This is a genomic window from Streptococcus sp. CF10-1, assembly GCF_024295825.1.
Classification (GTDB): Bacteria; Bacillota; Bacilli; order Lactobacillales; family Streptococcaceae; genus Streptococcus.
Window position 1 is genome coordinate 223918 of the sequence record NZ_JANCPQ010000001.1, and the last position, 22929, is coordinate 246846.

The 22929-nt window shown below is 37.0% G+C and carries 23 protein-coding genes and 4 pseudogenes; 24 read left to right on the forward strand and 3 right to left on the reverse strand.

Features of this window, described 5'->3' with window-relative positions:
• Positions 1–138: 138 nt before the first annotated feature.
• Positions 139–387, forward strand: coding sequence for a helical hairpin domain-containing protein (locus NMM25_RS01105; RefSeq protein WP_000244521.1), 249 nt, complete (start codon positions 139–141; stop codon positions 385–387).
• Between the two features lie 104 nt (positions 388–491).
• Here NMM25_RS01105 and NMM25_RS01110 read toward each other — a convergent pair whose 3' ends face one another.
• Positions 492–1355 carry a helix-turn-helix domain-containing protein gene (locus NMM25_RS01110; RefSeq protein ID WP_001093611.1) on the reverse strand — a complete coding sequence of 288 codons (864 nt, stop codon included), beginning with the start codon at positions 1353–1355 and terminating at the stop codon, positions 492–494.
• A 190-nt stretch (positions 1356–1545) separates the two neighbouring features.
• On the opposite strand from NMM25_RS01110, the gene NMM25_RS01115 reads away from it, so the two are divergent.
• The 16 genes and pseudogenes from NMM25_RS01115 to NMM25_RS01190 all read left to right on the forward strand — a co-directional run bounded on the left by NMM25_RS01115 (position 1546) and on the right by NMM25_RS01190 (position 16071).
• Positions 1546–1716, forward strand: coding sequence for a PhrA family quorum-sensing system peptide (locus tag NMM25_RS01115; protein ID WP_001227861.1), 171 nt, complete (start codon positions 1546–1548; stop codon positions 1714–1716).
• Between the two features lie 401 nt (positions 1717–2117).
• On the forward strand, positions 2118–2432 hold the full coding sequence (locus tag NMM25_RS01120; protein ID WP_000420682.1) for a YdcP family protein: 315 nt from the start codon (positions 2118–2120) through the stop codon (positions 2430–2432).
• 15 nt (positions 2433–2447) lie between these two features.
• The gene (locus NMM25_RS01125; RefSeq protein ID WP_000985015.1) at positions 2448–2834 is read left to right on the forward strand and encodes a YdcP family protein; all 387 of its coding nucleotides are present in this window, start codon (positions 2448–2450) and stop codon (positions 2832–2834) included.
• Between the two features lie 28 nt (positions 2835–2862).
• Entirely contained in the window at positions 2863–4248 is a 1386-nt protein-coding gene (locus tag NMM25_RS01130) for an FtsK/SpoIIIE domain-containing protein (RefSeq protein ID WP_000813488.1), read from the forward strand.
• Between the two features lie 2 nt (positions 4249–4250).
• A complete protein-coding gene (locus NMM25_RS01135; protein ID WP_000879507.1) occupies positions 4251–4403 on the forward strand; it encodes a hypothetical protein in 153 nt (50 codons plus the stop codon).
• Positions 4404–4425: 22 nt separating this feature from the next.
• Complete coding sequence (mobT, locus tag NMM25_RS01140) at positions 4426–5631, forward strand: MobT family relaxase (RefSeq protein ID WP_000398284.1); 1206 nt, start codon at positions 4426–4428, stop codon at positions 5629–5631.
• A gap of 42 nt (positions 5632–5673) precedes the next feature.
• Positions 5674–5853, forward strand: coding sequence for a hypothetical protein (locus NMM25_RS01145; RefSeq protein WP_050302345.1), 180 nt, complete (start codon positions 5674–5676; stop codon positions 5851–5853).
• 116 nt (positions 5854–5969) lie between these two features.
• Entirely contained in the window at positions 5970–6467 is a 498-nt protein-coding gene (locus NMM25_RS01150) for an antirestriction protein ArdA (RefSeq protein WP_000342539.1), read from the forward strand.
• A gap of 88 nt (positions 6468–6555) precedes the next feature.
• Positions 6556–6948, forward strand: coding sequence for a conjugal transfer protein (locus NMM25_RS01155; protein ID WP_000723888.1), 393 nt, complete (start codon positions 6556–6558; stop codon positions 6946–6948).
• Positions 6932–9379, forward strand: coding sequence for an ATP-binding protein (locus NMM25_RS01160; protein ID WP_000331160.1), 2448 nt, complete (start codon positions 6932–6934; stop codon positions 9377–9379). The genes NMM25_RS01155 and NMM25_RS01160 overlap by 17 nt, the downstream gene beginning before the upstream one ends.
• A 2-nt stretch (positions 9380–9381) precedes the next feature.
• Positions 9382–11559, forward strand: coding sequence for a CD3337/EF1877 family mobilome membrane protein (locus tag NMM25_RS01165; RefSeq protein WP_000804748.1), 2178 nt, complete (start codon positions 9382–9384; stop codon positions 11557–11559).
• Positions 11556–12557 carry a lysozyme family protein gene (locus NMM25_RS01170; protein WP_000769868.1) on the forward strand — a complete coding sequence of 334 codons (1002 nt, stop codon included), beginning with the start codon at positions 11556–11558 and terminating at the stop codon, positions 12555–12557. Before NMM25_RS01165 ends, NMM25_RS01170 begins: the two co-directional genes overlap by 4 nt.
• A complete protein-coding gene (locus tag NMM25_RS01175; RefSeq protein ID WP_254735696.1) occupies positions 12554–13489 on the forward strand; it encodes a conjugal transfer protein in 936 nt (311 codons plus the stop codon). Before NMM25_RS01170 ends, NMM25_RS01175 begins: the two co-directional genes overlap by 4 nt.
• A 313-nt stretch (positions 13490–13802) precedes the next feature.
• Positions 13803–13850: pseudogene (locus tag NMM25_RS10565) on the forward strand (hypothetical protein); the annotation flags it as partial.
• 15 nt (positions 13851–13865) lie between these two features.
• Complete coding sequence (gene tet(M) / locus NMM25_RS01185; protein ID WP_254735697.1) at positions 13866–15785, forward strand: tetracycline resistance ribosomal protection protein Tet(M); 1920 nt, start codon at positions 13866–13868, stop codon at positions 15783–15785.
• Between the two features lie 118 nt (positions 15786–15903).
• Entirely contained in the window at positions 15904–16071 is a 168-nt protein-coding gene (locus NMM25_RS01190) for a cysteine-rich KTR domain-containing protein (protein WP_000336323.1), read from the forward strand.
• Positions 16072–16130: 59 nt separating this feature from the next.
• Here NMM25_RS01190 and NMM25_RS01195 read toward each other — a convergent pair.
• A pseudogene (locus NMM25_RS01195) lies at positions 16131–16268 on the reverse strand (XRE family transcriptional regulator); the annotation flags it as partial.
• Positions 16269–16551: 283 nt separating this feature from the next.
• Between NMM25_RS01195 and NMM25_RS10545 the strand changes: the two are divergent.
• The 5 genes and pseudogenes from NMM25_RS10545 to NMM25_RS01215 form a co-directional block, all read left to right on the forward strand.
• Positions 16552–16635 (forward strand): annotated as a pseudogene (locus tag NMM25_RS10545) (MLS leader peptide); the annotation flags it as partial.
• Between the two features lie 48 nt (positions 16636–16683).
• Positions 16684–16737 (forward strand): 23S rRNA methyltransferase attenuation leader peptide, encoded by a 54-nt coding sequence (locus NMM25_RS01200; RefSeq protein WP_117115223.1) that lies wholly within the window; start codon positions 16684–16686, stop codon positions 16735–16737.
• Positions 16738–16891: 154 nt separating this feature from the next.
• On the forward strand, positions 16892–17629 hold the full coding sequence (gene erm(B) / locus NMM25_RS01205; RefSeq protein WP_001038790.1) for a 23S rRNA (adenine(2058)-N(6))-methyltransferase Erm(B): 738 nt from the start codon (positions 16892–16894) through the stop codon (positions 17627–17629).
• A 353-nt stretch (positions 17630–17982) separates the two neighbouring features.
• On the forward strand, positions 17983–18537 hold the full coding sequence (locus tag NMM25_RS01210; RefSeq protein ID WP_000576156.1) for a recombinase family protein: 555 nt from the start codon (positions 17983–17985) through the stop codon (positions 18535–18537).
• A 3-nt stretch (positions 18538–18540) separates the two neighbouring features.
• Complete coding sequence (locus tag NMM25_RS01215; protein ID WP_254735698.1) at positions 18541–21459, forward strand: Tn3 family transposase; 2919 nt, start codon at positions 18541–18543, stop codon at positions 21457–21459.
• Positions 21460–21532: 73 nt separating this feature from the next.
• Here the strand turns inward: NMM25_RS01215 and NMM25_RS01220 are convergent.
• Positions 21533–21754: pseudogene (locus NMM25_RS01220) on the reverse strand (helix-turn-helix transcriptional regulator); the annotation flags it as partial.
• Between the two features lie 504 nt (positions 21755–22258).
• On the opposite strand from NMM25_RS01220, the gene NMM25_RS01225 reads away from it, so the two are divergent.
• Together NMM25_RS01225 and NMM25_RS01230 are read left to right on the forward strand one after the other, a co-directional pair.
• Positions 22259–22681: a sigma-70 family RNA polymerase sigma factor gene (locus tag NMM25_RS01225; RefSeq protein WP_000804885.1), complete on the forward strand. Its 423-nt coding sequence runs from the start codon at positions 22259–22261 to the stop codon at positions 22679–22681.
• A complete protein-coding gene (locus NMM25_RS01230) occupies positions 22678–22908 on the forward strand; it encodes a helix-turn-helix domain-containing protein (protein WP_000857133.1) in 231 nt (76 codons plus the stop codon). The genes NMM25_RS01225 and NMM25_RS01230 overlap by 4 nt, the downstream gene beginning before the upstream one ends.
• Positions 22909–22929 lie beyond the last annotated feature (21 nt).

Sequence of the window (22929 nt, forward strand, 5' to 3'; positions counted from 1 at the left end):
TTTATTGCATCAGTCGTAGATTTAGTTATCACATACGATACAAAAAAATCATCATTTTGAGCAAATATCTCCTTATATTTATTCACTTATTTCCTTACTAGTTTTTTTATTGATTTGTTGGATAAATTCAACTGCTCAATGGTTTTATCTTATCGTTTACTCTTATTTATCATTTTTCTTTTCAATCTCTTTGCCAAGATGAACCTGACTTCAACTATCAAACTGGAGCAGGTGGAGAAAGAAATCGAAGAAAATCAAAGATTTATGACTAAATGGATAGATGATTACGAATATAAGGTTAGGAGATTAGAGAATTTTATCAATATACTTGATAATACAAGAAATCAAAATGTTACCAAATTAGAACGGGAAACAAAATCAGTATAGTTATTGGAGATACCATGGAAAAATTATAAGGCTGATAGTATTAATATCACTATCAGCCTTACAGGTTATTTAACGTTTCAGAAAAACTATAATGTCAAGATTAACTATACAGTATCTAATTCCTTCAAATAATTTTCTATCTTCATCAACATTAAAGGATTGTTATAAATCTTACATAACTCTCTTGCTTCTATATAATAATTTTTGACTTGTTCTTTGTCTAGAAATTTGGCTCCAGCATTTCCTACAAGAATAAGTAGGGGAGCCAGTTGGTAGCTTGTCTGTCTTTGTTTACAGAGTTCAATCGTCTCAAGAGCTTCTTGGATAGCTTCGTTATATTTTTCCTTTGACACTAGGTAGTGAGAGTAGTTGTAACGAACTCTGATGTAGCCAAATAAAAACTCTTGATGCTCAAAATTTTTTGTCTGATATAACTCCATTAAATGAGAGTAGTTTGCCTCATATTCTTGTTCACGACCCACTAAGGAATAGAAATTAGATAGAGTATTCAATGCCTTTAAATAAATCAGAGTATTTGAGGAGACTTTTAATAATATATTTTCCAATGAAGAAATAGCCTCACACTTACTGTCATATTGATAGAAGTCAATAATAGCTTTAATCCATTCAAGGTAAGTTCGGTCTTCTAGTGTTAGAAAAGTACTTCGTTCAATCTCTATTCTATAAATATATTCCAAATCTTCATAATTTCTGTCATCTAATAGTCGAGCAGATAATTGCTTGAAATTAGAGAGGTTAGATTTAATTTCAATTTGTTCATTAAAAAAATAATCTAATGGTACTTCAAGTCGTTGTGAGAGTTTGAACAAAAGGTCTGCGGAGGGAATGAAATGCCCTCTCTCAATTTTACTAATCTGGCTTTGTTCACAAATTCCTTCTGCAAGAGTTTGTTGGGAGAGTCCTAGCTCTTTTCTTTTTAATCTGAATTTCTCTGCGAGTGTATTCATTAAAGATAATAAACCTTCCTATTTGCTTAATTTCATTATAAAATTTTTAGTTCAAAATAGCAAGTTAAAAGAATAAATAATTCTTTATAGTAATAAAAAAAAAAAAAGTTCAAAATGCAATAAAAATAATTGACTGAATAAACTACATATGTTAGAATAAAAACAAGGAAAAAGAAAGGGGTTTCATTGCATGAGAAAAAAACGTGGAATTAAAAAATTAGTTACATTTGCATTACTAGGTGTTTTTATGTTTAGTAATACAATTCCTTACCAACAGTTTATTCAGAAGAATAAACAATTGGAGATTCGAGTGCAATCACAAAAGGAGTCCAATGGTCTTGATGTTGGGAAGGCTGATTAGTTGATTAAATGATGAAAATACTAATTAACTATATGGTATTTCTGTTTTATCTAATTTTTAATTAGAAAAATAGCATAAAAATCTAGTTATCCGCATAAAAACTGGACTTATCACACTTTATCAAGGTCAAAACCACTCAATTTACTACTAATTTACTACTTATGAATGAGCTTTGATACGACGATTTATCCTTGAAAAGTGAAGATATAAAGATACTTCCAATAAAATTTGAATATTTAATAGGTAGACACTTCAAAAAATGAGGTGTCTATTTTTTTACCCGATTTTGAAAGGAAGTGAACTTATGAAAACAAAAAATCAAGAATCAAAAGGTCGTTCCCCACTCTTTAAGACCATCAAACATTCATTCAGCCAATAAAAAAGAAAGGATAGGTAAAAATATGGAACTTAAATTTGTGATTCCCAACATGGAAAAAACATTCGGCAATTTAGAATTTGCTGGCGAGGATAAAGTCGTTCAGCGAAGAATCAACGGACGGCTAACTGTCTTATCAAGAAGCTATAATCTCTATTCTGATGTTCAAAGAGCAGATGATATTGTGGTGGTGCTTCCTGCTGAAGCTGGCGAAAAACATTTCGGCTTTGAGGAACGTGTGAAGTTAGTCAATCCACGTATTACCGCAGAGGGCTACAAAATCGGCACTCGTGGTTTTACAAATTACCTTTTACATGCTGACGACATGATAAAAGAATAAAGAAAGAGAGGAAAAATGATGAGATTAGCAAATGGCATTGTATTAGATAAAGACACGACTTTTGGAGAATTGAAATTCTCTGCTCTACGTCGTGAAGTGAGAATCCAAAATGAAGACGGGTCGGTTTCAGATGAAATCAAGGAACGTACCTATGACTTAAAATCCAAAGGACAAGGACGCATGATTCAAGTAAGTATTCCTGCCAGCGTGCCTTTGAAAGAGTTTGATTATAACGCACGGGTGGAACTTATCAATCCCATTGCGGACACCGTTGCTACTGCCACCTATCAAGGAGCAGATGTTGACTGGTATATCAAGGCAGACGATATTGTGCTGACAAAGGATTCTAGTTCATTCAAAGCTCAACCACAAGCAAAGAAAGAACCGACACAAGACAAATAGTCGCTAGGTAGAAAGGAGACTTTTTCGCATGAAACAGCGTGGTAAAAGGATTCGCCCATCTGGTAAAGATTTAGTCTTTCATTTTACGATAGCGTCACTCCTGCCTGTTTTCCTGCTGGTTGTCGGACTGTTTCATGTGAAGACAATCCAGCAGATCAACTGGCAGGATTTTAACCTATCACAAGCAGATAAGATTGACATTCCCTATTTAATTATCAGTTTCAGTGTCGCAATTCTTATCTGCTTGCTGGTAGCGTTTGTATTCAAACGGGTTCGCTATGATACGGTTAAACAACTTTACCACCGTCAAAAACTGGCAAAGATGATACTTGAAAACAAGTGGTATGAATCTGAACAGGTCAAAACAGAGGGTTTCTTTAAAGATAGTGCTGGTCGTACAAAGGAAAAGATAACCTACTTCCCTAAAATGTATTATCGACTTAAAAATGGCTTGATACAGATACGGGTGGAAATCACGCTGGGAAAATATCAAGACCAACTCTTACACTTGGAAAAGAAATTAGAGAGTGGCTTGTACTGTGAGCTGACGGATAAAGAGTTAAAGGATTCCTATGTGGAATATACTTTGCTCTATGACACCATAGCCAGTCGTATTTCTATTGATGAAGTAGAAGCTAAAGATGGTAAACTTCGCTTAATGAAAAACGTATGGTGGGAATATGATAAGCTCCCTCATATGTTGATTGCTGGTGGTACAGGTGGCGGTAAAACTTACTTTATACTGACACTGATTGAAGCCTTGCTTCATACAGATTCAAAACTGTATATTCTTGACCCGAAAAATGCTGACCTTGCGGACTTAGGTTCTGTGATGGCAAATGTCTACTATAGAAAAGAAGACTTGCTTTCTTGCATTGAAACATTCTATGAAGAAATGATGAAACGTAGTGAGGAAATGAAGCAGATGAAGAACTATAAGACTGGCAAAAATTATGCTTACTTAGGTCTCCCGGCACACTTCTTAATCTTTGATGAATACGTCGCTTTCATGGAAATGCTGGGAACAAAAGAAAACACCGCAGTTATGAATAAGCTGAAACAGATTGTCATGTTAGGTCGTCAAGCTGGCTTCTTTCTAATACTGGCTTGTCAACGTCCAGACGCAAAATATTTAGGCGACGGAATCCGTGATCAGTTTAATTTCAGAGTGGCTTTAGGTCGTATGTCTGAAATGGGCTATGGCATGATGTTTGGCAGTGACGTACAAAAGGATTTCTTCTTAAAGCGAATCAAAGGTCGTGGCTATGTTGATGTAGGAACAAGTGTCATATCAGAGTTTTATACTCCCCTTGTACCAAAAGGATATGATTTCTTGGAGGAAATTAAAAAGTTATCCAACAGCAGACAGTCCACGCAGGCGACGTGCGAAGCGGAAGTCGCAGGTGTGGACTGATCTTGCTGGCTGGTGTGGCAATAGCCACGCCAGCACTTAACCCCCCGTATCTAACAGGGGGGTACAAATCGACAGGAAACAGTCAAAAAAACATTAGAAAATCCTTTGGTTACAAGGGATTTACAAAATTTCAGCGTATGTCAAATGGGCTTTAAAAGTTGACATACGCCTTTTTGATTGGAGGGATTTTTACTGAATGAACAAACTTGGTTACAGCATTTAAAAGAAAAACGCTTGGCTTATGGACTATCTCAAAACCGTTTAGCTGTTGCGACTGGTATTACAAGGCAGTATCTAAGCGATATTGAAACAGGAAAAGTCAAGCCATCAGAGGATTTACAGCAGTCCCTTTGGGAAGCTCTGGAACGCTTCAATCCCGACGCTCCCCTTGAAATGCTGTTTGATTATGTAAGGATTCGCTTTCCGACAACAGACGTACAGCAGGTGGTCGAAAACATCTTACAACTGAAACTGTCCTATTTTCTTCATGAGGACTATGGTTTCTATTCTTATTCAGAGCATTATGCTTTAGGCGACATATTCGTCCTTTGCTCCCATGAACTGGACAAAGGAGTTCTGGTGGAATTGAAAGGTCGTGGGTGCAGACAATTTGAAAGCTATCTTCTGGCACAACAAAGAAGCTGGTATGAGTTCTTTATGGACGTTTTGGTGGCTGGCGGTGTGATGAAACGCCTTGACCTTGCCATTAACGATAAGACAGGGATTTTGAATATCCCTGTACTCACTGAAAAGTGCCAACAGGAAGAATGTATCTCCGTCTTCCGCAGTTTTAAAAGCTATCGCAGTGGCGAACTGGTACGCAAAGAGGAAAAGGAATGTATGGGAAACACCCTCTATATCGGTTCATTACAAAGTGAAGTTTATTTCTGTATCTATGAAAAGGACTACGAGCAGTACAAGAAAAATGATATTCCCATTGAAGACGCAGAAGTAAAAAACCGTTTTGAGATTCGATTGAAAAATGAGCGTGCCTATTATGCAGTCCGTGATTTACTCGTCTATGACAATCCAGAGCATACCGCCTTTAAAATTATCAATCGGTATATCCGTTTTGTAGATAAAGACGATTCCAAACCTCGTTCTGATTGGAAACTGAATGAAGAATGGGCTTGGTTTATTGGGAACAATCGTGAACGATTAAAACTAACCACAAAACCAGAGCCTTACTCCTTCCAAAGGACGCTGAACTGGCTATCTCATCAAGTTGCCCCGACCTTAAAGGTTGCGATTAAACTTGATGAAATCAACCAGACGCAGGTTGTAAAAGACATTCTCGACCATGCGAAACTGACAGACCGACACAAGCAGATTTTGAAGCAACAGTCAGTAAAAGAACAGGACGTGATAACAACAAAAAAATAACTCAAATACAAATTCATTGAATATAGAGAGGAGAACATTTTTATGAATTTTGGACAAAACCTTTATAACTGGTTTCTATCAAACGCTCAATCACTGGTGCTTTTAGCAATCGTTGTGATTGGCTTTTTAATTATTGCGATTATTGCGGTTGGCTTAGTCTTCAACGCTGCTGGAGTAAAAGACATTTTACTAGAGCTATTCAATCGCATTATTGGTGCTTAAATAAAACCGTTCTTTTGTGGAATATAAGTGGTTTTCTTATGTTCCGCAAAGGAATGGTACACCAAACGAAGTGCGGTAGGGATTTTTGAATCTCTACAAAGAAAGGACGTGAATATATGGACGATATGCAAGTCTATATTGCGAATTTAGGCAAATACAATGAGGGCGAATTGGTCGGTGCGTGGTTTACCTTTCCCATTGACTTTGAGGAAGTCAAAGAGAAAATCGGCTTGAATGATGAATATGAGGAATACGCCATTCATGACTACGAGTTACCCTTTACGGTTGACGAATACACTTCCATTGGCGAACTCAATCGACTATGGGAAATGGTATCGGAATTACCCGAAGAATTACAATCGGAGCTATCTGCTCTGCTCACTCATTTTTCAAGCATTGAAGAACTAAGCGAACATCAAGAGGATATTATCATTCATTCCGATTGTGATGATATGTATGACGTGGCACGCTACTACATTGAAGAAACGGGTGCTTTAGGCGAAGTACCAGCTAGTCTTCAAAACTATATTGATTATCAAGCCTATGGTCGGGATTTAGACCTTTCAGGAACGTTTATCTCAACCAATCATGGGATTTTTGAAATCGTCTATTAAATCTGTCGGTACATTACTACTGGCAGATTTTCTATTTTACGGGGTGGCTCAATCAGCTACCCCTATTTTTTATGAAAGGATTGATTACATGAAGAAAATACGAAGCTATACCAGTATCTGGTCTGTGGAAAAGGTACTGTATTCTATCAATGATTTTAGACTTCCGTTTCCCATAACCTTTACGCAAATGACATGGTTTGTCGTGTCACTCTTTGCAGTGATGATACTTGGCAACTTGCCCCCTCTTTCCATGATAGAGGGAGCATTTCTCAAATACTTTGGGATTCCTGTGGCTTTCACATGGTTTATGTCTACAAAAACTTTTGATGGTAAAAAGCCTTATGGATTTTTGAAGTCTGTCATTGCTTATGCACTGCGACCAAAGCTGACCTATGCAGGAAAAAAAGTAACGCTTGGCAGAAACCAGCCACAAGAAGCCATTACAGCAGTTAGGAGTGAATTTTATGGCATATCCAATTAAATACATTGAAAACAATCTCGTCTGGAATAAAGACGGGGAATGTTATGCTTACTATGAGCTTGTTCCTTACAATTACTCATTTCTAAGTCCAGAACAGAAAATACAAGTGCATGATTCTTTCAGACAGCTTATCGCACAAAATCGTGATGGCAAAATTCATGCTTTACAAATCAGTACAGAATCCAGCATACGTTCTGCACAAGAGCGTTCCAAAAATGAAGTCACTGGCAAGCTCAAAGCGGTTGCCTATGACAAAATCGACCAACAGACAGACGCTTTAATATCCATGATTGGCGAAAATCAAGTGAACTACCGTTTCTTTATCGGCTTTAAGTTGCTTCTCAACGATCAGGAGTTTTCTATGAAAAGTCTTACCGTTGAAGCAAAAAATGCTTTGTCTGATTTTGTCTATGATGTGAACCATAAGCTGATGGGCGATTTTGTTAGTATGAGTAATGATGAAATCCTGCGTTTTCAGAAGATGGAAAAGCTCTTAGAAAATAAAATCTCTCGTCGTTTCAAAATCCGCAGGTTAGATAAGGACGACTTCGGCTATCTGATTGAACACCTTTACGGACAGACAGGCACTGCCTATGAAGAGTATGAGTACCATCTATCAAAGAAAAAGCTGGATAATGAAACGCTGATTAAATACTATGACTTGATTAAGCCTACTCGCTGTTTGGTGGAAGAAAAACAGCGATATTTGAAAATCCAGCAGGAAGATGAAACCGTCTATGTAGCTTACTTTACCATTAACAGCATTGTCGGAGAACTGGACTTCCCGTCCTCTGAAATCTTCTACTACCAGCAACAGCAATTTACATTCCCGATTGATACGTCAATGAATGTGGAAATTGTAGCGAATCGTAAAGCCCTATCTACTGTCCGCAATAAAAAGAAAGAACTGAAAGACTTGGATAACCACGCTTGGCAAAGTGATAATGAAACCAGCTCCAATGTGGCGGAAGCTCTGGAAAGTGTGAATGAGCTGGAAACCAATTTAGACCAAAGCAAGGAATCTATGTACAAGCTGTCTTATGTGGTAAGGGTATCAGCAAATGATCTTGACGAACTCAAACGTCGTTGTAATGAAGTGAAAGATTTTTATGACGATTTAAGCGTAAAACTGGTACGACCATTTGGGGATATGCTCGGCTTACATGAAGAATTTTTACCTGCCAGCAAGCGTTATATGAATGATTATATTCAATACGTGACCTCTGATTTCCTCGCTGGTTTAGGTTTTGGTGCTACTCAAATGCTGGGGGAAAATGAGGGGATTTATGTTGGCTACAGCTTAGATACTGGACGCAATGTCTATCTGAAACCTGCTCTTGCCAGTCAAGGGGTTAAGGGTTCAGTAACCAATGCGTTAGCGTCGGCTTTTGTTGGTTCGCTGGGTGGTGGTAAATCCTTTGCGAATAACCTTATCGTCTATTATGCGGTGCTTTATGGGGCACAAGCAGTGATTGTAGACCCAAAAGCAGAACGTGGCAGATGGAAAGAAACCTTGCCAGAGATTTCCCATGAAATCAATATCGTCACTCTGACTTCTGATGAGAAAAACAAAGGCTTACTTGACCCTTATGTGATTATGAAAAATCCCAAAGATTCTGAATCACTGGCTATTGATATTCTGACATTCCTTACGGGGATTTCCTCTCGTGATGGGGAACGCTTCCCAATCCTTAGAAAAGCCATTCGTGCAGTAACCAATAGTGAAGTACGAGGGTTGATGAAAGTGATTGAGGAATTACGGGTTGAGAATACGCCACTAAGTACCAGTATAGCCGACCATATCGAAAGTTTTACAGACTATGACTTTGCACATTTATTATTCAGTAATGGTTATGTGGAGCAGTCTATCAGCTTAGAAAAACAACTGAACATTATACAGGTTGCGGACTTGGTACTTCCCGACAAGGAAACTTCCTTTGAGGAATATACCACTATGGAGCTTTTATCCGTTGCTATGCTGATTGTCATTAGTACCTTTGCTTTAGACTTTATCCATACAGACCGAAGCATTTTCAAGATTGTAGATTTAGACGAAGCATGGAGCTTTTTACAGGTAGCACAAGGAAAAACACTATCTATGAAGCTGGTTCGGGCTGGTCGTGCTATGAACGCTGGGGTATATTTCGTGACCCAAAATACAGACGACCTCTTAGATGAAAAACTGAAAAATAACCTCGGCTTAAAATTTGCATTTCGTTCCACTGACCTTAACGAGATTAAAAAGACCTTAGCCTTTTTTGGTGTAGACCCAGAGGACGAAAACAATCAGAAGCGATTGCGTGATTTGGAAAACGGGCAATGCCTTATCAGTGATTTATATGGTCGTGTCGGTGTGATACAGTTCCACCCTGTATTTGAAGAACTGCTCCATGCCTTTGATACCAGACCACCTGTGCGAAAAGAGGTGTAAATGTGAAACCATCAATAGTAAACAGAATAAAATCAAACTGGACGCTGAAACGTCTAGGTAAAGTGGCAATGACAGTGGCTTTCACACTTGTGATTGCCATTTTTCTTTTAGCCATGCTGGGAACGGTGGTTCAAGCTGCGGGCTTGGTAGATGATACGGTCAATGTGGCAAATGAATACAGCCGATACCCACTTGAAAACTATCAACTGGATTTTTATGTGGATAATAGCTGGGGCTGGCTTCCGTGGAACTGGTCGGACGGGATTGGAAAACAGGTCATGTATGGACTATATGCCATTACCAATTTTATTTGGACAATCAGTTTGTATGTTTCCAATGCGACAGGTTACTTAGTACAGGAAGCCTATTCCTTAGACTTCATTTCCGCTACAGCAGATTCCATTGGTAAGAATATGCAGACCTTAGCTGGTGTGAGTGCAAACGGATTTTCAACAGAGGGTTTCTATGTTGGATTCCTCTTACTCTTGATTTTGGTTCTTGGGGTTTATGTTGCCTATACGGGACTGATAAAGAGAGAAACCACAAAGGCAATTCATGCCATTATGAATTTTGTGCTGGTGTTTATCCTATCGGCTTCCTTTATTGCCTACGCTCCCGACTACATTAAAAAAATCAATGACTTTTCATCAGACATCAGTAATGCCAGTTTATCACTTGGCACGAAGATTGTCATGCCCCATTCCGATAGTCAAGGCAAGGACAGCGTGGACTTAATCAGAGATAGCCTGTTTTCCATACAGGTTCAGCAACCGTGGCTACTGCTTCAATACAACAGTTCAGACATTGAAAGTATCGGTATTGACCGTGTGGAAAGCCTGCTCTCCACCAGCCCAGATTCCAACAATGGCGAAGACAGAGAAAAAATTGTTGCGGAAGAAATTGAAGACAGAAGCAATACCAATCTAACCATTACAAAGACCATTAACCGTTTAGGTACAGTCTTCTTCCTATTTGTCTTCAATATTGGGATTTCCATATTTGTATTCCTATTAACAGGAATCATGATTTTCTCGCAGGTACTTTTTATCATCTATGCTATGTTTCTGCCTGTGAGCTTTATTTTAAGCATGATTCCATCATTTGATGGTATGTCAAAACGAGCCATAACAAAGCTCTTTAATACCATTTTGACACGAGCTGGAATCACATTGATTATTACGACAGCATTTAGTATTTCAACCATGCTCTATACCTTATCGGCTGGTTATCCGTTCTTTTTGATTGCTTTTCTACAGATTGTGACCTTTGCAGGAATCTACTTCAAGCTGGGCGATTTAATGAGTATGTTTTCTCTACAGAGTAACGATTCTCAAAGTGTGGGAAGTCGTGTGATGAGAAAACCTCGTATGCTTATGCACGCTCACATGCACCGTCTACAGCGGAAACTTGGACGTTCCATGACTACTCTAGGGGCTGGGTCTGCCATTGTTACAGGTAAAAAAGGACAGTCGGGTTCGGGGAGTTCTGCAAGGACACAAGCAGATCACTCCCGACCAGACGGAAAGGAAAAATCAACACTTGGAAAACGTATCGGTCAAACCATCGGTACAGTAGCTGATACCAAAGACAGAATGGTAGACACTGCTAGTGGTTTGAAAGAACAGGTTAAAGATTTGCCGACCAATGCAAGATATGCAGTATATCAAGGAAAATCCAAAGTAAAAGAGAATGTCCGTGATTTAACCAGTAGTATTTCTCAAACCAAAGCGGACAGAGCCAGTGGACGCAAGGAACAGCAGGAACAAAGGCGAAAAACCATTGCGAAGCGTCGCTCTGAAATGGAACAGGTCAAACAGAAAAAACAGCCTGCTTCTTCTGTTCATGAAAGACCGACTACAAGACAAGAACAATATCATGATGAACAGACCTCAAAACAGTCTAATATTCAGACTTCATATAAGGAATCTCAACAAGCCAAACAAGAGCGTCCAGCAGTTAAGTCCGATTTTTCAAGTCCAAAAGTGGAACGCCAAGGCAATACCGTTCAAGAAAAAACCGTTCAAAAGCCAGCAACTTCAACCACTACAGCAGATAGAACTTCACAACGTCCAATCACAAAAGAACGTCCGTCTACTGTTCAAAGAGTACCACTACAAAATACAAGAAGTAGACCACCAATCAAAACCGCCACCATTAAGAAAGTCGGTAAGAAACCATGAAGTTGAAAACTTTAGTGATTGGTGGTTCTGGATTATTCTTGATGGTCTTCTCACTGCTTCTGTTTGTTGCCATTTTATTTTCAGATGAACAGGACAGCGGAATTTCCAATATTCATTATGGAGGTGTGAATGTTTCCGCAGAAGTGCTGGCTCATAAGCCTATGGTAGAAAAATATGCCAAAGAATATGGCGTTGAAGAATATGTCAACATACTTCTTGCGATTATACAGGTGGAATCGGGCGGTACTGCGGAAGATGTTATGCAGTCCTCGGAATCCCTCGGTCTTCCACCTAATTCATTGAGTACAGAAGAATCCATTAAGCAAGGTGTGAAGTATTTCAGTGAATTATTAGCCAGTAGCGAAAGGCTCAGTGTAGATTTAGAATCGGTTATCCAGTCCTACAATTATGGTGGTGGTTTCTTAGGGTATGTGGCTAATCGTGGAAATAAATATACCTTTGAACTGGCTCAAAGTTTCTCAAAAGAGTATTCAGGTGGCGAAAAAGTGTCTTACCCCAATCCCATAGCCATACCTATCAATGGGGGCTGGCGATACAACTATGGCAATATGTTTTATGTGCAACTGGTAACGCAGTATCTTGTCACAACAGAGTTTGATGATGATACGGTACAAGCCATCATGGACGAAGCACTGAAATATGAGGGCTGGCGATACGTTTACGGTGGAGCTTCCCCGACTACTTCTTTTGATTGTAGCGGACTGACACAATGGACGTATGGAAAAGCTGGAATTAACTTACCACGAACCGCACAACAGCAATATGATGTGACCCAGCATATCCCACTATCGGAAGCACAAGCTGGCGATTTGGTTTTCTTTCATTCTACCTATAACGCTGGCTCTTATATTACTCATGTTGGGATATACCTTGGCAATAACCGTATGTTTCATGCAGGCGACCCAATCGGTTATGCCGACTTAACAAGCCCCTACTGGCAACAGCATTTAGTGGGAGCAGGACGAATCAAACAATGAGAAAGGAAGATTTAATGATGAAATTTAGAAAAAATCAGAATAAAGAAAAACAGATACCAAAGGAAAAGAAACCTCGTGTCTACTATAAGGTCAATCCTCATAAAAAGGTTGTGATTGCCTTGTGGGTACTTTTAGGGCTTAGTTTCAGCTTTGCGATATTCAAGCACTTTACAGCTATAGATACTCATACTATTCACGAAACAACTATCATAGAAAAGGAATACGTTGATACTCATCATGTAGAAAATTTTGTAGAGAACTTTGCGAAAGTCTACTATTCATGGGAGCAATCCGATAAGTCCATTGATAATCGAATGGAAAGTCTAAAAGGCTATCTGACAGATGAACTTCAAGCTCTCAATGTTGATACAGTACGCAAAGATATTCCTGTATCGTCTTCTGTAAGAGGATTTCAGATATGGACGGTAGAGCCAACTGGCGACAATGAGTTTAATGTAACCTACAGTGTAGACCAGCTCATTACAGAGGGAGAAAATACAAAGACCGTCCACTCTGCTTATATAGTGAGTGTCTATGTAGATGGTTCTGGAAATATGGTACTGGTTAAGAATCCGACCATTACCAACATACCTAAGAAATCAAGTTATAAACCAAAAGCCATTGAAAGTGAGGGGACGGTTGATTCCATTACAACCAATGAAATCAATGAGTTTTTAACGACGTTCTTCAAGCTCTATCCTACAGCGACAGCCAGTGAACTTTCCTACTATGTGAATGACGGGATATTAAAACAAATCGGAAAAGAGTACATCTTTCAAGAACTGGTAAATCCTATTCACAATCGTAAGGATAATCAAGTCACGGTATCGCTGACAGTGGAGTATATCGACCAGCAGACCAAAGCAACGCAGGTATCTCAATTTGATTTGGTACTTGAAAAGAACGGGAGTAATTGGAAGATTATAGAATAACAAATATTGGTACATTATTACAGCTATTTTGTAATCACGTACTCTCTTTGATAAAAAATTGGAGATTCCTTTACAAATATGCTCTTACGTGCTATAATTTAAGTATCTATTTAAAAGGAGTTAATAAATATGCGGCAAGGTATTCTTAAATAAACTGTCAATTTGATAGCGGGAACAAATAATTAGATGTCCTTTTTTAGGAGGGCTTAGTTTTTTGTACCCAGTTTAAGAATACCTTTATCATGTGATTCTAAAGTATCCAGAGAATATCTGTATGCTTTGTATACCTATGGTTATGCATAAAAATCCCAGTGATAAAAGTATTTATCACTGGGATTTTTATGCCCTTTTGGGTTTTTGAATGGAGGAAAATCACATGAAAATTATTAATATTGGAGTTTTAGCTCATGTTGATGCAGGAAAAACTACCTTAACAGAAAGCTTATTATATAACAGTGGAGCGATTACAGAATTAGGAAGCGTGGACAAAGGTACAACGAGGACGGATAATACGCTTTTAGAACGTCAGAGAGGAATTACAATTCAGACAGGAATAACCTCTTTTCAGTGGGAAAATACGAAGGTGAACATCATAGACACGCCAGGACATATGGATTTCTTAGCAGAAGTATATCGTTCATTATCAGTTTTAGATGGGGCAATTCTACTGATTTCTGCAAAAGATGGCGTACAAGCACAAACTCGTATATTATTTCATGCACTTAGGAAAATGGGGATTCCCACAATCTTTTTTATCAATAAGATTGACCAAAATGGAATTGATTTATCAACGGTTTATCAGGATATTAAAGAGAAACTTTCTGCCGAAATTGTAATCAAACAGAAGGTAGAACTGTATCCTAATATGTGTGTGACGAACTTTACCGAATCTGAACAATGGGATACGGTAATAGAGGGAAACGATGACCTTTTAGAGAAATATATGTCCGGTAAATCATTAGAAGCATTGGAACTCGAACAAGAGGAAAGCATAAGATTTCAGAATTGTTCTCTGTTCCCTGTTTATCACGGAAGTGCAAAAAGTAATATAGGGATTGATAACCTTATAGAAGTTATTACTAATAAATTTTATTCATCAACACATCGAGGTCCGTCTGAACTTTGCGGAAATGTTTTCAAAATTGAATATACAAAAAAAAGACAACGTCTTGCATATATACGCCTTTATAGTGGAGTACTACATTTACGAGATTCGGTTAGAGTATCAGAAAAAGAAAAAATAAAAGTTACAGAAATGTATACTTCAATAAATGGTGAATTATGTAAGATTGATAGAGCTTATTCTGGAGAAATTGTTATTTTGCAAAATGAGTTTTTGAAGTTAAATAGTGTTCTTGGAGATACAAAACTATTGCCACAGAGAAAAAAGATTGAAAATCCGCACCCTCTACTACAAACAACTGTTGAACCGAGTAAACCTGAACAGAGAGAAATGTTGCTTGATGCCCTTTTGGAAATCTCAGATAGTGATCCGCTTCTACGATATTACGTGGATTCTACGACACATGAAATTATACTTTCTTTCTTAGGGAAAGTACAAATGGAAGTGATTAGTGCACTGTTGCAAGAAAAGTATCATGTGGAGATAGAACTAAAAGAGCCTACAGTCATTTATATGGAGAGACCGTTAAAAAATGCAGAATATACCATTCACATCGAAGTGCCGCCAAATCCTTTCTGGGCTTCCATTGGTCTATCTGTAGCACAGCTTCCATTAGGGAGCGGAGTACAGTATGAGAGCTCGGTTTCTCTTGGATACTTAAATCAATCGTTTCAAAATGCAGTTATGGAGGGGATACGCTATGGCTGTGAACAAGGATTGTATGGTTGGAATGTGACGGACTGTAAAATCTGTTTTAAGTATGGCTTATACTATAGCCCTGTTAGTACCCCAGCAGATTTTCGGATGCTTGCTCCTATTGTATTGGAACAAGTCTTAAAAAAAGCTGGAACAGAATTGTTAGAGCCATATCTTAGTTTTAAAATTTATGCGCCACAGGAATATCTTTCACGAGCATACAACGATGCTCCTAAATATTGTGCGAACATCGTAGACACTCAATTGAAAAATAATGAGGTCATTCTTAGTGGAGAAATCCCTGCTCGGTGTATTCAAGAATATCGTAGTGATTTAACTTTCTTTACAAATGGACGTAGTGTTTGTTTAACAGAGTTAAAAGGGTACCATGTTACTACCGGTGAACCTGTTTGCCAGCCCCGTCGTCCAAATAGTCGGATAGATAAAGTACGATATATGTTCAATAAAATAACTTAGTGTATTTTATGTTGTTATATAAATATGGTTTCTTGTTAAATAAGATGAAATATTTTTTAATAAAGATTTGAATTAAAGTGTAAAGGAGGAGATAGTTATTATAAACTACAAGTGGATATTGTGTCCTGTATGTGGAAATAAAACACGATTAAAGATAAGGGAAGATACTGAATTAAAAAAATTCCCCCTCTATTGTCCGAAATGCAGACAAGAAAATTTAATTGAAATAAAGCAGTTCAAAGTAACTGTGATTACAGAGCCAGACGCAAAGACGCAGAGCCGATAAAATGAGATTAATACAATCTCATTTTATCGGCTCTTTCCGTTATGTATGGATTCTTTTAATTAGTCTTCGATGTTTCTTGCTTCGTTGATACCGCTGGCTAAAGATTCCATTAAGGATAGTTCTTTGTCTGTAAAGCTATCCATGTATTTCTCTATCTGTAATCGTCGGGTGCTTTTTACCAAGTTATTAGCAGGTAGGGGTCCCGAGCGCCTACGAGGAATTTGTATCGATAAGAAATAGATTTAAAAATTTCGCTGTTATTTTGTACATTTAACTTGACGGTGACATCTCTCTATTGTGAGTTATTAGTGGTACAGTTTTCAACCGTTTTAATTATAAAAAAGTGGTGCATTTTTAAATTGGCACAAACAGGTAACGGTTATTGCAGGTGTATTTCTTATCTATGGGTTTAACATGGATTTTATCATTAAAATCATGAGTATTGTCCGAGAGTGATTGGTCTTGCGTATGGTTAACCCTAAAGTTATGGAAATAAGACTTAGAAGCAAACTTAAGAGTGTGTTGATAGTGCATTATCTTAAAATTTTGTATAATAGGAATTGAAGTTAAATTAGATGCTAAAAATTTGTAATTAAGAAGGAGGGATTCGTCATGTTGGTATTCCAAATGCGTAATGTAGATAAAACATCTACTGTTTTGAAATAGACTAAAAACAGTGATTACACAGATAAATAAATACGTTAGATTAATTCCTACCAGTGACTAATCTTATGACTTTTTAAACAGATAACTAAAATTACAAACAAATCGTTTAACTTCTGTATTTATTTATAGATGTAATCACTTCAGGAGTGATTACATGAACAAAAATATAAAATATTCTCAAAACTTTTTAACGAGTGAAAAAGTACTCAACCAAATAATAAAACAATTGAATTTAAAAGAAACCGATACCGTTTACGAAATTGGAACAGGTAAAGGGCATTTAACGACGAAACTGGCTAAAATAAGTAAACAGGTAACGTCTATTGAATTAGACAGTCATCTATTCAACTTATCGTCAGAAAAATTAAAACTGAACATTCGTGTCACTTTAATTCACCAAGATATTCTACAGTTTCAATTCCCTAACAAACAGAGGTATAAAATTGTTGGGAATATTCCTTACCATTTAAGCACACAAATTATTAAAAAAGTGGTTTTTGAAAGCCATGCGTCTGACATCTATCTGATTGTTGAAGAAGGATTCTACAAGCGTACCTTGGATATTCACCGAACACTAGGGTTGCTCTTGCACACTCAAGTCTCGATTCAGCAATTGCTTAAGCTGCCAGCGGAATGCTTTCATCCTAAACCAAAAGTAAACAGTGTCTTAATAAAACTTACCCGCCATACCACAGATGTTCCAGATAAATATTGGAAGCTATATACGTACTTTGTTTCAAAATGGGTCAATCGAGAATATCGTCAACTGTTTACTAAAAATCAGTTTCATCAAGCAATGAAACACGCCAAAGTAAACAATTTAAGTACCGTTACTTATGAGCAAGTATTGTCTATTTTTAATAGTTATCTATTATTTAACGGGAGGAAATAATTCTATGAGTCGCTTTTGTAAATTTGGAAAGTTACACGTTACTAAAGGGAATGTAGATAAATTATTAGGTATACTACTGACAGCTTCCAAGGAGCTAAAGAGGTCCCTAGCGCCTACGGGGAATTTGTATCGATAAGGAATAGATTTAAAAATTTCGCTGTTATTTTGTACAATAAGGATAAATTTGAATGGTACCATAAACGACCGTTTATGGTACCTTTTCATTTTCCTGCTTTTTCTAAATGTTTTTTAAGTAAATCAAGTACCAAAATCCGTTCCTTTTTCATAGTTCCTATATAGTTATACTTAATGAGTTATGGTACATTTAAATTATAAAATTAAGGAGGTTTTTTATGATTTTTGGCTATGCTCGAGTGAGTACGGATGATCAAAATCTTAGTTTACAAATTGATGCACTTACTCATTATGGAATTGATAAATTATTTCAAGAAAAAGTAACTGGTGCGAAAAAAGACCGACCGCAATTAGAAGAAATGATCAACCTACTACGTGAAGGAGATTCTGTTGTCATTTACAAGTTAGATCGAATTTCACGATCAACTAAACATTTGATTGAACTTTCTGAATTATTTGAAGAACTTAGTGTCAATTTTATATCTATTCAAGATAACGTAGATACTTCAACGTCTATGGGAAGATTCTTTTTCCGAGTTATGGCTAGTTTAGCAGAACTGGAACGGGATATTATTATTGAACGAACTAACTCTGGTCTTAAGGCAGCCAGAGTCCGAGGAAAAAAAGGGGGCCGTCCAAGTAAAGGTAAGCTATCAATTGATTTAGCTTTAAAAATGTATGACAGCAAAGAGTATTCTATTCGTCAAATTCTTGATGCCTCTAAATTAAGCAAAACAACCTTTTACCGTTACCTCAATAAAAGGAATGCTTAAGATATGGCTATGAAAAGAATTTTAACTACTTCACAGCGTGAACAACTTCTTTCTGTAGACCACTTATCAGAAGAGGATTTTAAAGCGTATTTTAGTTTTTCTGATTATGATCTGGAGGTTATTAATCAACACCGTGGAAAGGTCAATAAACTAGGATTTGCGATACAACTTTGTTTGGCCCGGTATCCTGGGTGTTCTTTAAGTAATTGGCCGATTAAATCAACCAGACTAACTTCTTATGTGAGTCGACAGCTCCATCTTGATGCAATTGATTTAAATTCATATGATCATAGAAATACACGTGCAAATCACTTCAACGAGATCTTAGAAGTATTCAACTATCATCGATTCGGTAGTGCTAATACACAAAAACAGTTAATAGAATATTTAATTGAACTAGCTTTAGAAAATGATGACTCTATCTATCTAATGAAAAAAACAATTGATTTCTTAACTCGAAAAAGAATTATTTTTCCATCTATAGCTACACTTGAAGACATTATAAGCCGCTGTCGAGATAAAGCAGAAAACAACTTATTTTCAATATTACTCTGTTCATTAACAGATATACAAATTGAAAAACTAGAGAGTTTGTTTCAAATTTATGAAGAGACGAAAATAACTAAACTCGCTTGGCTAAAAGACATTCCAGGTAAGGCAAATCCAGAAAGCTTTATGAGTATTTGTAAAAAAGTGGAAGTGATTGCTTCCATGGGACTCGGGACAATTAATGTCTCCCATATTAATCGGAACAGGTTTCTTCAGCTAGCTAGACTAGGGGAAAATTATGATGCATATGACTTCTCCCGTTTTGAGCTTGAAAAAAGATACTCTTTACTTATTGCTTTTTTAGTCAATCATCATCAATATCTGATCGATCAACTGATTGAGATTAATGACCGCATTTTAGCAAGTATTAAACGCAAAGGGACACGTGATTCACAAGAACAGTTAAAAGAAAAAGGAAAATTGGCTACTAAAAAATTGGAACATTATGCTTCTTTAATTGATGCTCTTCACTTTGCAAAAGATAATGATAGTAATCCTTTTGACGAAATTGAACGAATCATGCCTTGGGAAGATTTAGTACAAGATGGAGAAGAAGCTAAAAAAATTACAGGTAATAAAAATCATGGCTATTTAGAAATGGTTCGAAATAAAGCTAATTACCTCCGAAGATACACGCCAATGTTATTGAGGACCCTTTCGTTCAAAGCAACTCCGGCAGCAAATCCAGTCCTCATGGCCCTAACTCAACTAACTGATTTACACAATAGTGGTAAAAGAAAAATACCGGCAGATACTTCTACTGATTTTGTGAGTAAAAAATGGAAAAGCCTTGTTCGGCCAGAAGAGGGGAAAATAGATCGGTCTTACTATGAGTTAGTAGCTTTCACCGAGCTAAAGAACAATATTCGATCAGGAGATATTTCAGTTGAAGGAAGTATGATCCATCGAAATATTGATGATTACTTAGTTGATTTATCTGCTTGTATTGATTCAGAAACTATTCCAGACACGTTTGAGGACTATTTAAAGGATCGGGAAATAATTTTAGATTTACAGCTTCAATTTTATTCGACAGTTGATAAGAGAATTTCAAGAGCAAACCTTAAAAAGTTGGAAAAAGTTACACCTAGCGAAGCAGAAATATATAGAAAAAAACTTTATTCAATAATTCCTAAGATAAGGCTTAGTGATCTTTTAATTGAGGTGGACAGTTGGACCAACTTTTCACAAGAATTTAGTCATGATTCTACAGGGAAACCGCCGAGTGAACAAGAAAGAAAAATTATTTTTGCTGCTTTGCTGGGTTTAGGGATGAATATTGGTCTTGAAAAAATGGCCCAATCAACTCCTGGAATTTCTTATTCTCAGTTAGCCAATGCCAAACAATGGCGCTTTTATAAAGAAGCTCTGACTCGTGCTCAATCTGTTTTGGTTAATTATCAGTTAAAGCTTCCTGTTGCAGACTTTTGGGGTGAAGGAAAAACCACTGCTTCAGACGGAATGCGCGTCCCAGTGGGCGTCTCAGCTCTAAAATCCGATGTTAATCCACATTACAAAAGTATGGAAAAAGGAGCTACAATGATTCGATCAATAAATGATAGGCATACGACTCATCATATCGAGGTTGCTTCAACTAATTCAAGGGAAGCTACTCATACCCTTGATGGCCTACTTTATCATGAAACAGATCTAGATATTGAGGAACATTTTACTGATACAAATGGGTATTCTGATCAGGTGTTTGGAATGACCGCATTACTAGGCTTTGATTTTGAACCTCGCATCAGAAATATAAAAAAATCACAATTATTTTCTATCAAATCACCTTCCTACTACCCTAACTTATCAGAAGATATAAGCGGAAAAATCAATGTAAAAATTATTGAAGAAAACTATGATGAAATTAAACGAATCGCCTATTCGATTCAAACAGGAAAAGTATCTAGTTCTTTACTATTAGGAAAGCTAGGCTCATACGCACGTAAGAATAGAGTAGCTCTTGCACTGAGAGAACTAGGTCGCATTGAAAAGAGCATTTTTATGATAGATTATATTACAGATAGTGAGCTACGGCGAAGGATCACTCATGGACTAAATAAGACAGAAGCGATTAATGCTTTAGCTAGAGAACTATTTTTTGGGCGACGCGGAAAATTTATGGAGCGCGATATTCGCCGACAACTTCAAAGTGCTAGTGCGCTTAATGTGTTAATAAATGCAATAAGTATATGGAACGCCGTCTACTTACAAGCAGCTTATAATTATCTCGTCAAAATAGATCCCGAAGTAACTAAGTATATGAAGCATGTATCTCCTATTAATTGGGAGCATATCACTTTTCTTGGAGAGTATAAATTTGACTTGTTATCTATTCCTAAACACTTAAGAGAATTGAATATAAAAAATAAATAGGCCTTGAAACATTGGTTTAGTGGGAATTTGTACCCCTTATCGATACAAATTCCCACTAAGCGCTCGGGACCCCAGGTAAGAAAAATTCATCAACGGAAACATGAAGTAACGATACAAGGTCATAAAGAACTTGTATGCTGGGGTGTTGCCCTTTATTTTCAATATTAGTTAAGTACCGTGGGTCAATTTCAATCAATGCTCCCACTTGTTCACGAGTTAAACCTCGTTTCAATCGAGCTTCTTTAATGGCTAAACCAAAGGCTCTAAAATCATATTTATCTTCTTTTTTACGCATAGTAGACCACCTCTATACATTTTATTGTTCCTACTGAATTAAAAACAGGTATAGAAAAACGTGTTATATGGTTTATAGGTTTATATTTAATAAAAAGCACTACTAAACGCCAATAAAAAAAACCGTTATATGGTAGTGCTATTTACGCTGTTAAAATATTGTATATTACTTCCAAATGGCGGTTTGTTGGAGGTCAACGTCGCCATGAAGTACATCATATACAATAAATTTCCTTACATTGGGTTCTTGTCAAAAAAAGTCGTCTATCTGCAATAGATAAGTACGTCCACCAATGTGGTTTTATAAATCATATAGATAGAATAACAGAAGCATGTAAACAGAGAAATAAATCTGTTTATATGCTTTTTTGGCTATTCAGAACTTTTTTACAAAGTTTATTTATCAGTAATGCAACAAATCCCCCTTTCACATTGGGACTAAGAGTGAAAGGAGATAAACGAGCAAGGCTCACTTCCTTTCCTAGACAGAAAGGGGGTGAGAAACATGAAACCATCTTCTTTTCAGACCACAATAGAAAATCAGTTTGACTATATCTGTAAACGTGCTATGGAAGACGAGCGAAAGAATTATATGCTTTATCTTTCAAGGATTGCAAAGCGTGAGGTGTCCTTTTCGGATGTTGGCGATTATCTTGTTAGCCAGTTTGCGACAACAGATAACTATTCAACTGACTTTCAGATTTTTACACTCAATGGGTTATCAGTAGGCGTTGAAAATGATTTGTTGAGTGAAGCATTACGTGAGTTGCCAGACAAGAAACGTGAAATTCTACTGCTGTTTTACTTTATGGACATGAGCGATTCAGAAATTGCAGACCTGTTGAAATTGAACCGTTCTACTGTCTATCGGCATAGAACCAGTGGACTAGCCTTAATTAAAAAGTTTATGGAGGAATTTGAAGAATGAAAACACAATATCCTATGATTCCCTTTCCTCTCATTGTAAAGGCAACAGATGGCGATACCGAAGCGATTAACCAGATTCTACATCATTACAGAGGGTACATAACGAAGCGTTCCCTACGACTTATGAAAGATGAATATGGCAATCAAAGTATGGTCGTTGATGAAGTCTTACGTGGAAGAATGGAAACCAGACTGATTACAAAGATTTTGTCATTTGAAATTAAGTAATATCCTCTCTCCTTTCGTGGA

What these genes read in the sequence shown, in the direction of transcription:
- NMM25_RS01115 (WP_001227861.1), top strand. Translation starts at nt 1,546, where the DNA reads ATGAGAAAAAAACGTGGAATTAAAAAATTAGTTACATTTGCATTACTA.
- NMM25_RS01215 (WP_254735698.1), top strand. Translation starts at nt 18,541, where the DNA reads ATGGCTATGAAAAGAATTTTAACTACTTCACAGCGTGAACAACTTCTT.
- NMM25_RS01170 (WP_000769868.1), top strand. Translation starts at nt 11,556, where the DNA reads ATGAAGTTGAAAACTTTAGTGATTGGTGGTTCTGGATTATTCTTGATG.
- NMM25_RS01225 (WP_000804885.1), top strand. Translation starts at nt 22,259, where the DNA reads ATGAAACCATCTTCTTTTCAGACCACAATAGAAAATCAGTTTGACTAT.
- NMM25_RS01110 (WP_001093611.1), bottom strand. Translation starts at nt 1,355, where the DNA reads ATGAATACACTCGCAGAGAAATTCAGATTAAAAAGAAAAGAGCTAGGA.
- NMM25_RS01150 (WP_000342539.1), top strand. Translation starts at nt 5,970, where the DNA reads ATGGACGATATGCAAGTCTATATTGCGAATTTAGGCAAATACAATGAG.
- NMM25_RS01155 (WP_000723888.1), top strand. Translation starts at nt 6,556, where the DNA reads ATGAAGAAAATACGAAGCTATACCAGTATCTGGTCTGTGGAAAAGGTA.
- NMM25_RS01105 (WP_000244521.1), top strand. Translation starts at nt 139, where the DNA reads ATGGTTTTATCTTATCGTTTACTCTTATTTATCATTTTTCTTTTCAAT.
- NMM25_RS01175 (WP_254735696.1), top strand. Translation starts at nt 12,554, where the DNA reads ATGAGAAAGGAAGATTTAATGATGAAATTTAGAAAAAATCAGAATAAA.
- NMM25_RS01210 (WP_000576156.1), top strand. Translation starts at nt 17,983, where the DNA reads ATGATTTTTGGCTATGCTCGAGTGAGTACGGATGATCAAAATCTTAGT.
- NMM25_RS01125 (WP_000985015.1), top strand. Translation starts at nt 2,448, where the DNA reads ATGATGAGATTAGCAAATGGCATTGTATTAGATAAAGACACGACTTTT.
- NMM25_RS01120 (WP_000420682.1), top strand. Translation starts at nt 2,118, where the DNA reads ATGGAACTTAAATTTGTGATTCCCAACATGGAAAAAACATTCGGCAAT.
- NMM25_RS01230 (WP_000857133.1), top strand. Translation starts at nt 22,678, where the DNA reads ATGAAAACACAATATCCTATGATTCCCTTTCCTCTCATTGTAAAGGCA.
- NMM25_RS01145 (WP_050302345.1), top strand. Translation starts at nt 5,674, where the DNA reads ATGAATTTTGGACAAAACCTTTATAACTGGTTTCTATCAAACGCTCAA.
- NMM25_RS01130 (WP_000813488.1), top strand. Translation starts at nt 2,863, where the DNA reads ATGAAACAGCGTGGTAAAAGGATTCGCCCATCTGGTAAAGATTTAGTC.
- NMM25_RS01160 (WP_000331160.1), top strand. Translation starts at nt 6,932, where the DNA reads ATGGCATATCCAATTAAATACATTGAAAACAATCTCGTCTGGAATAAA.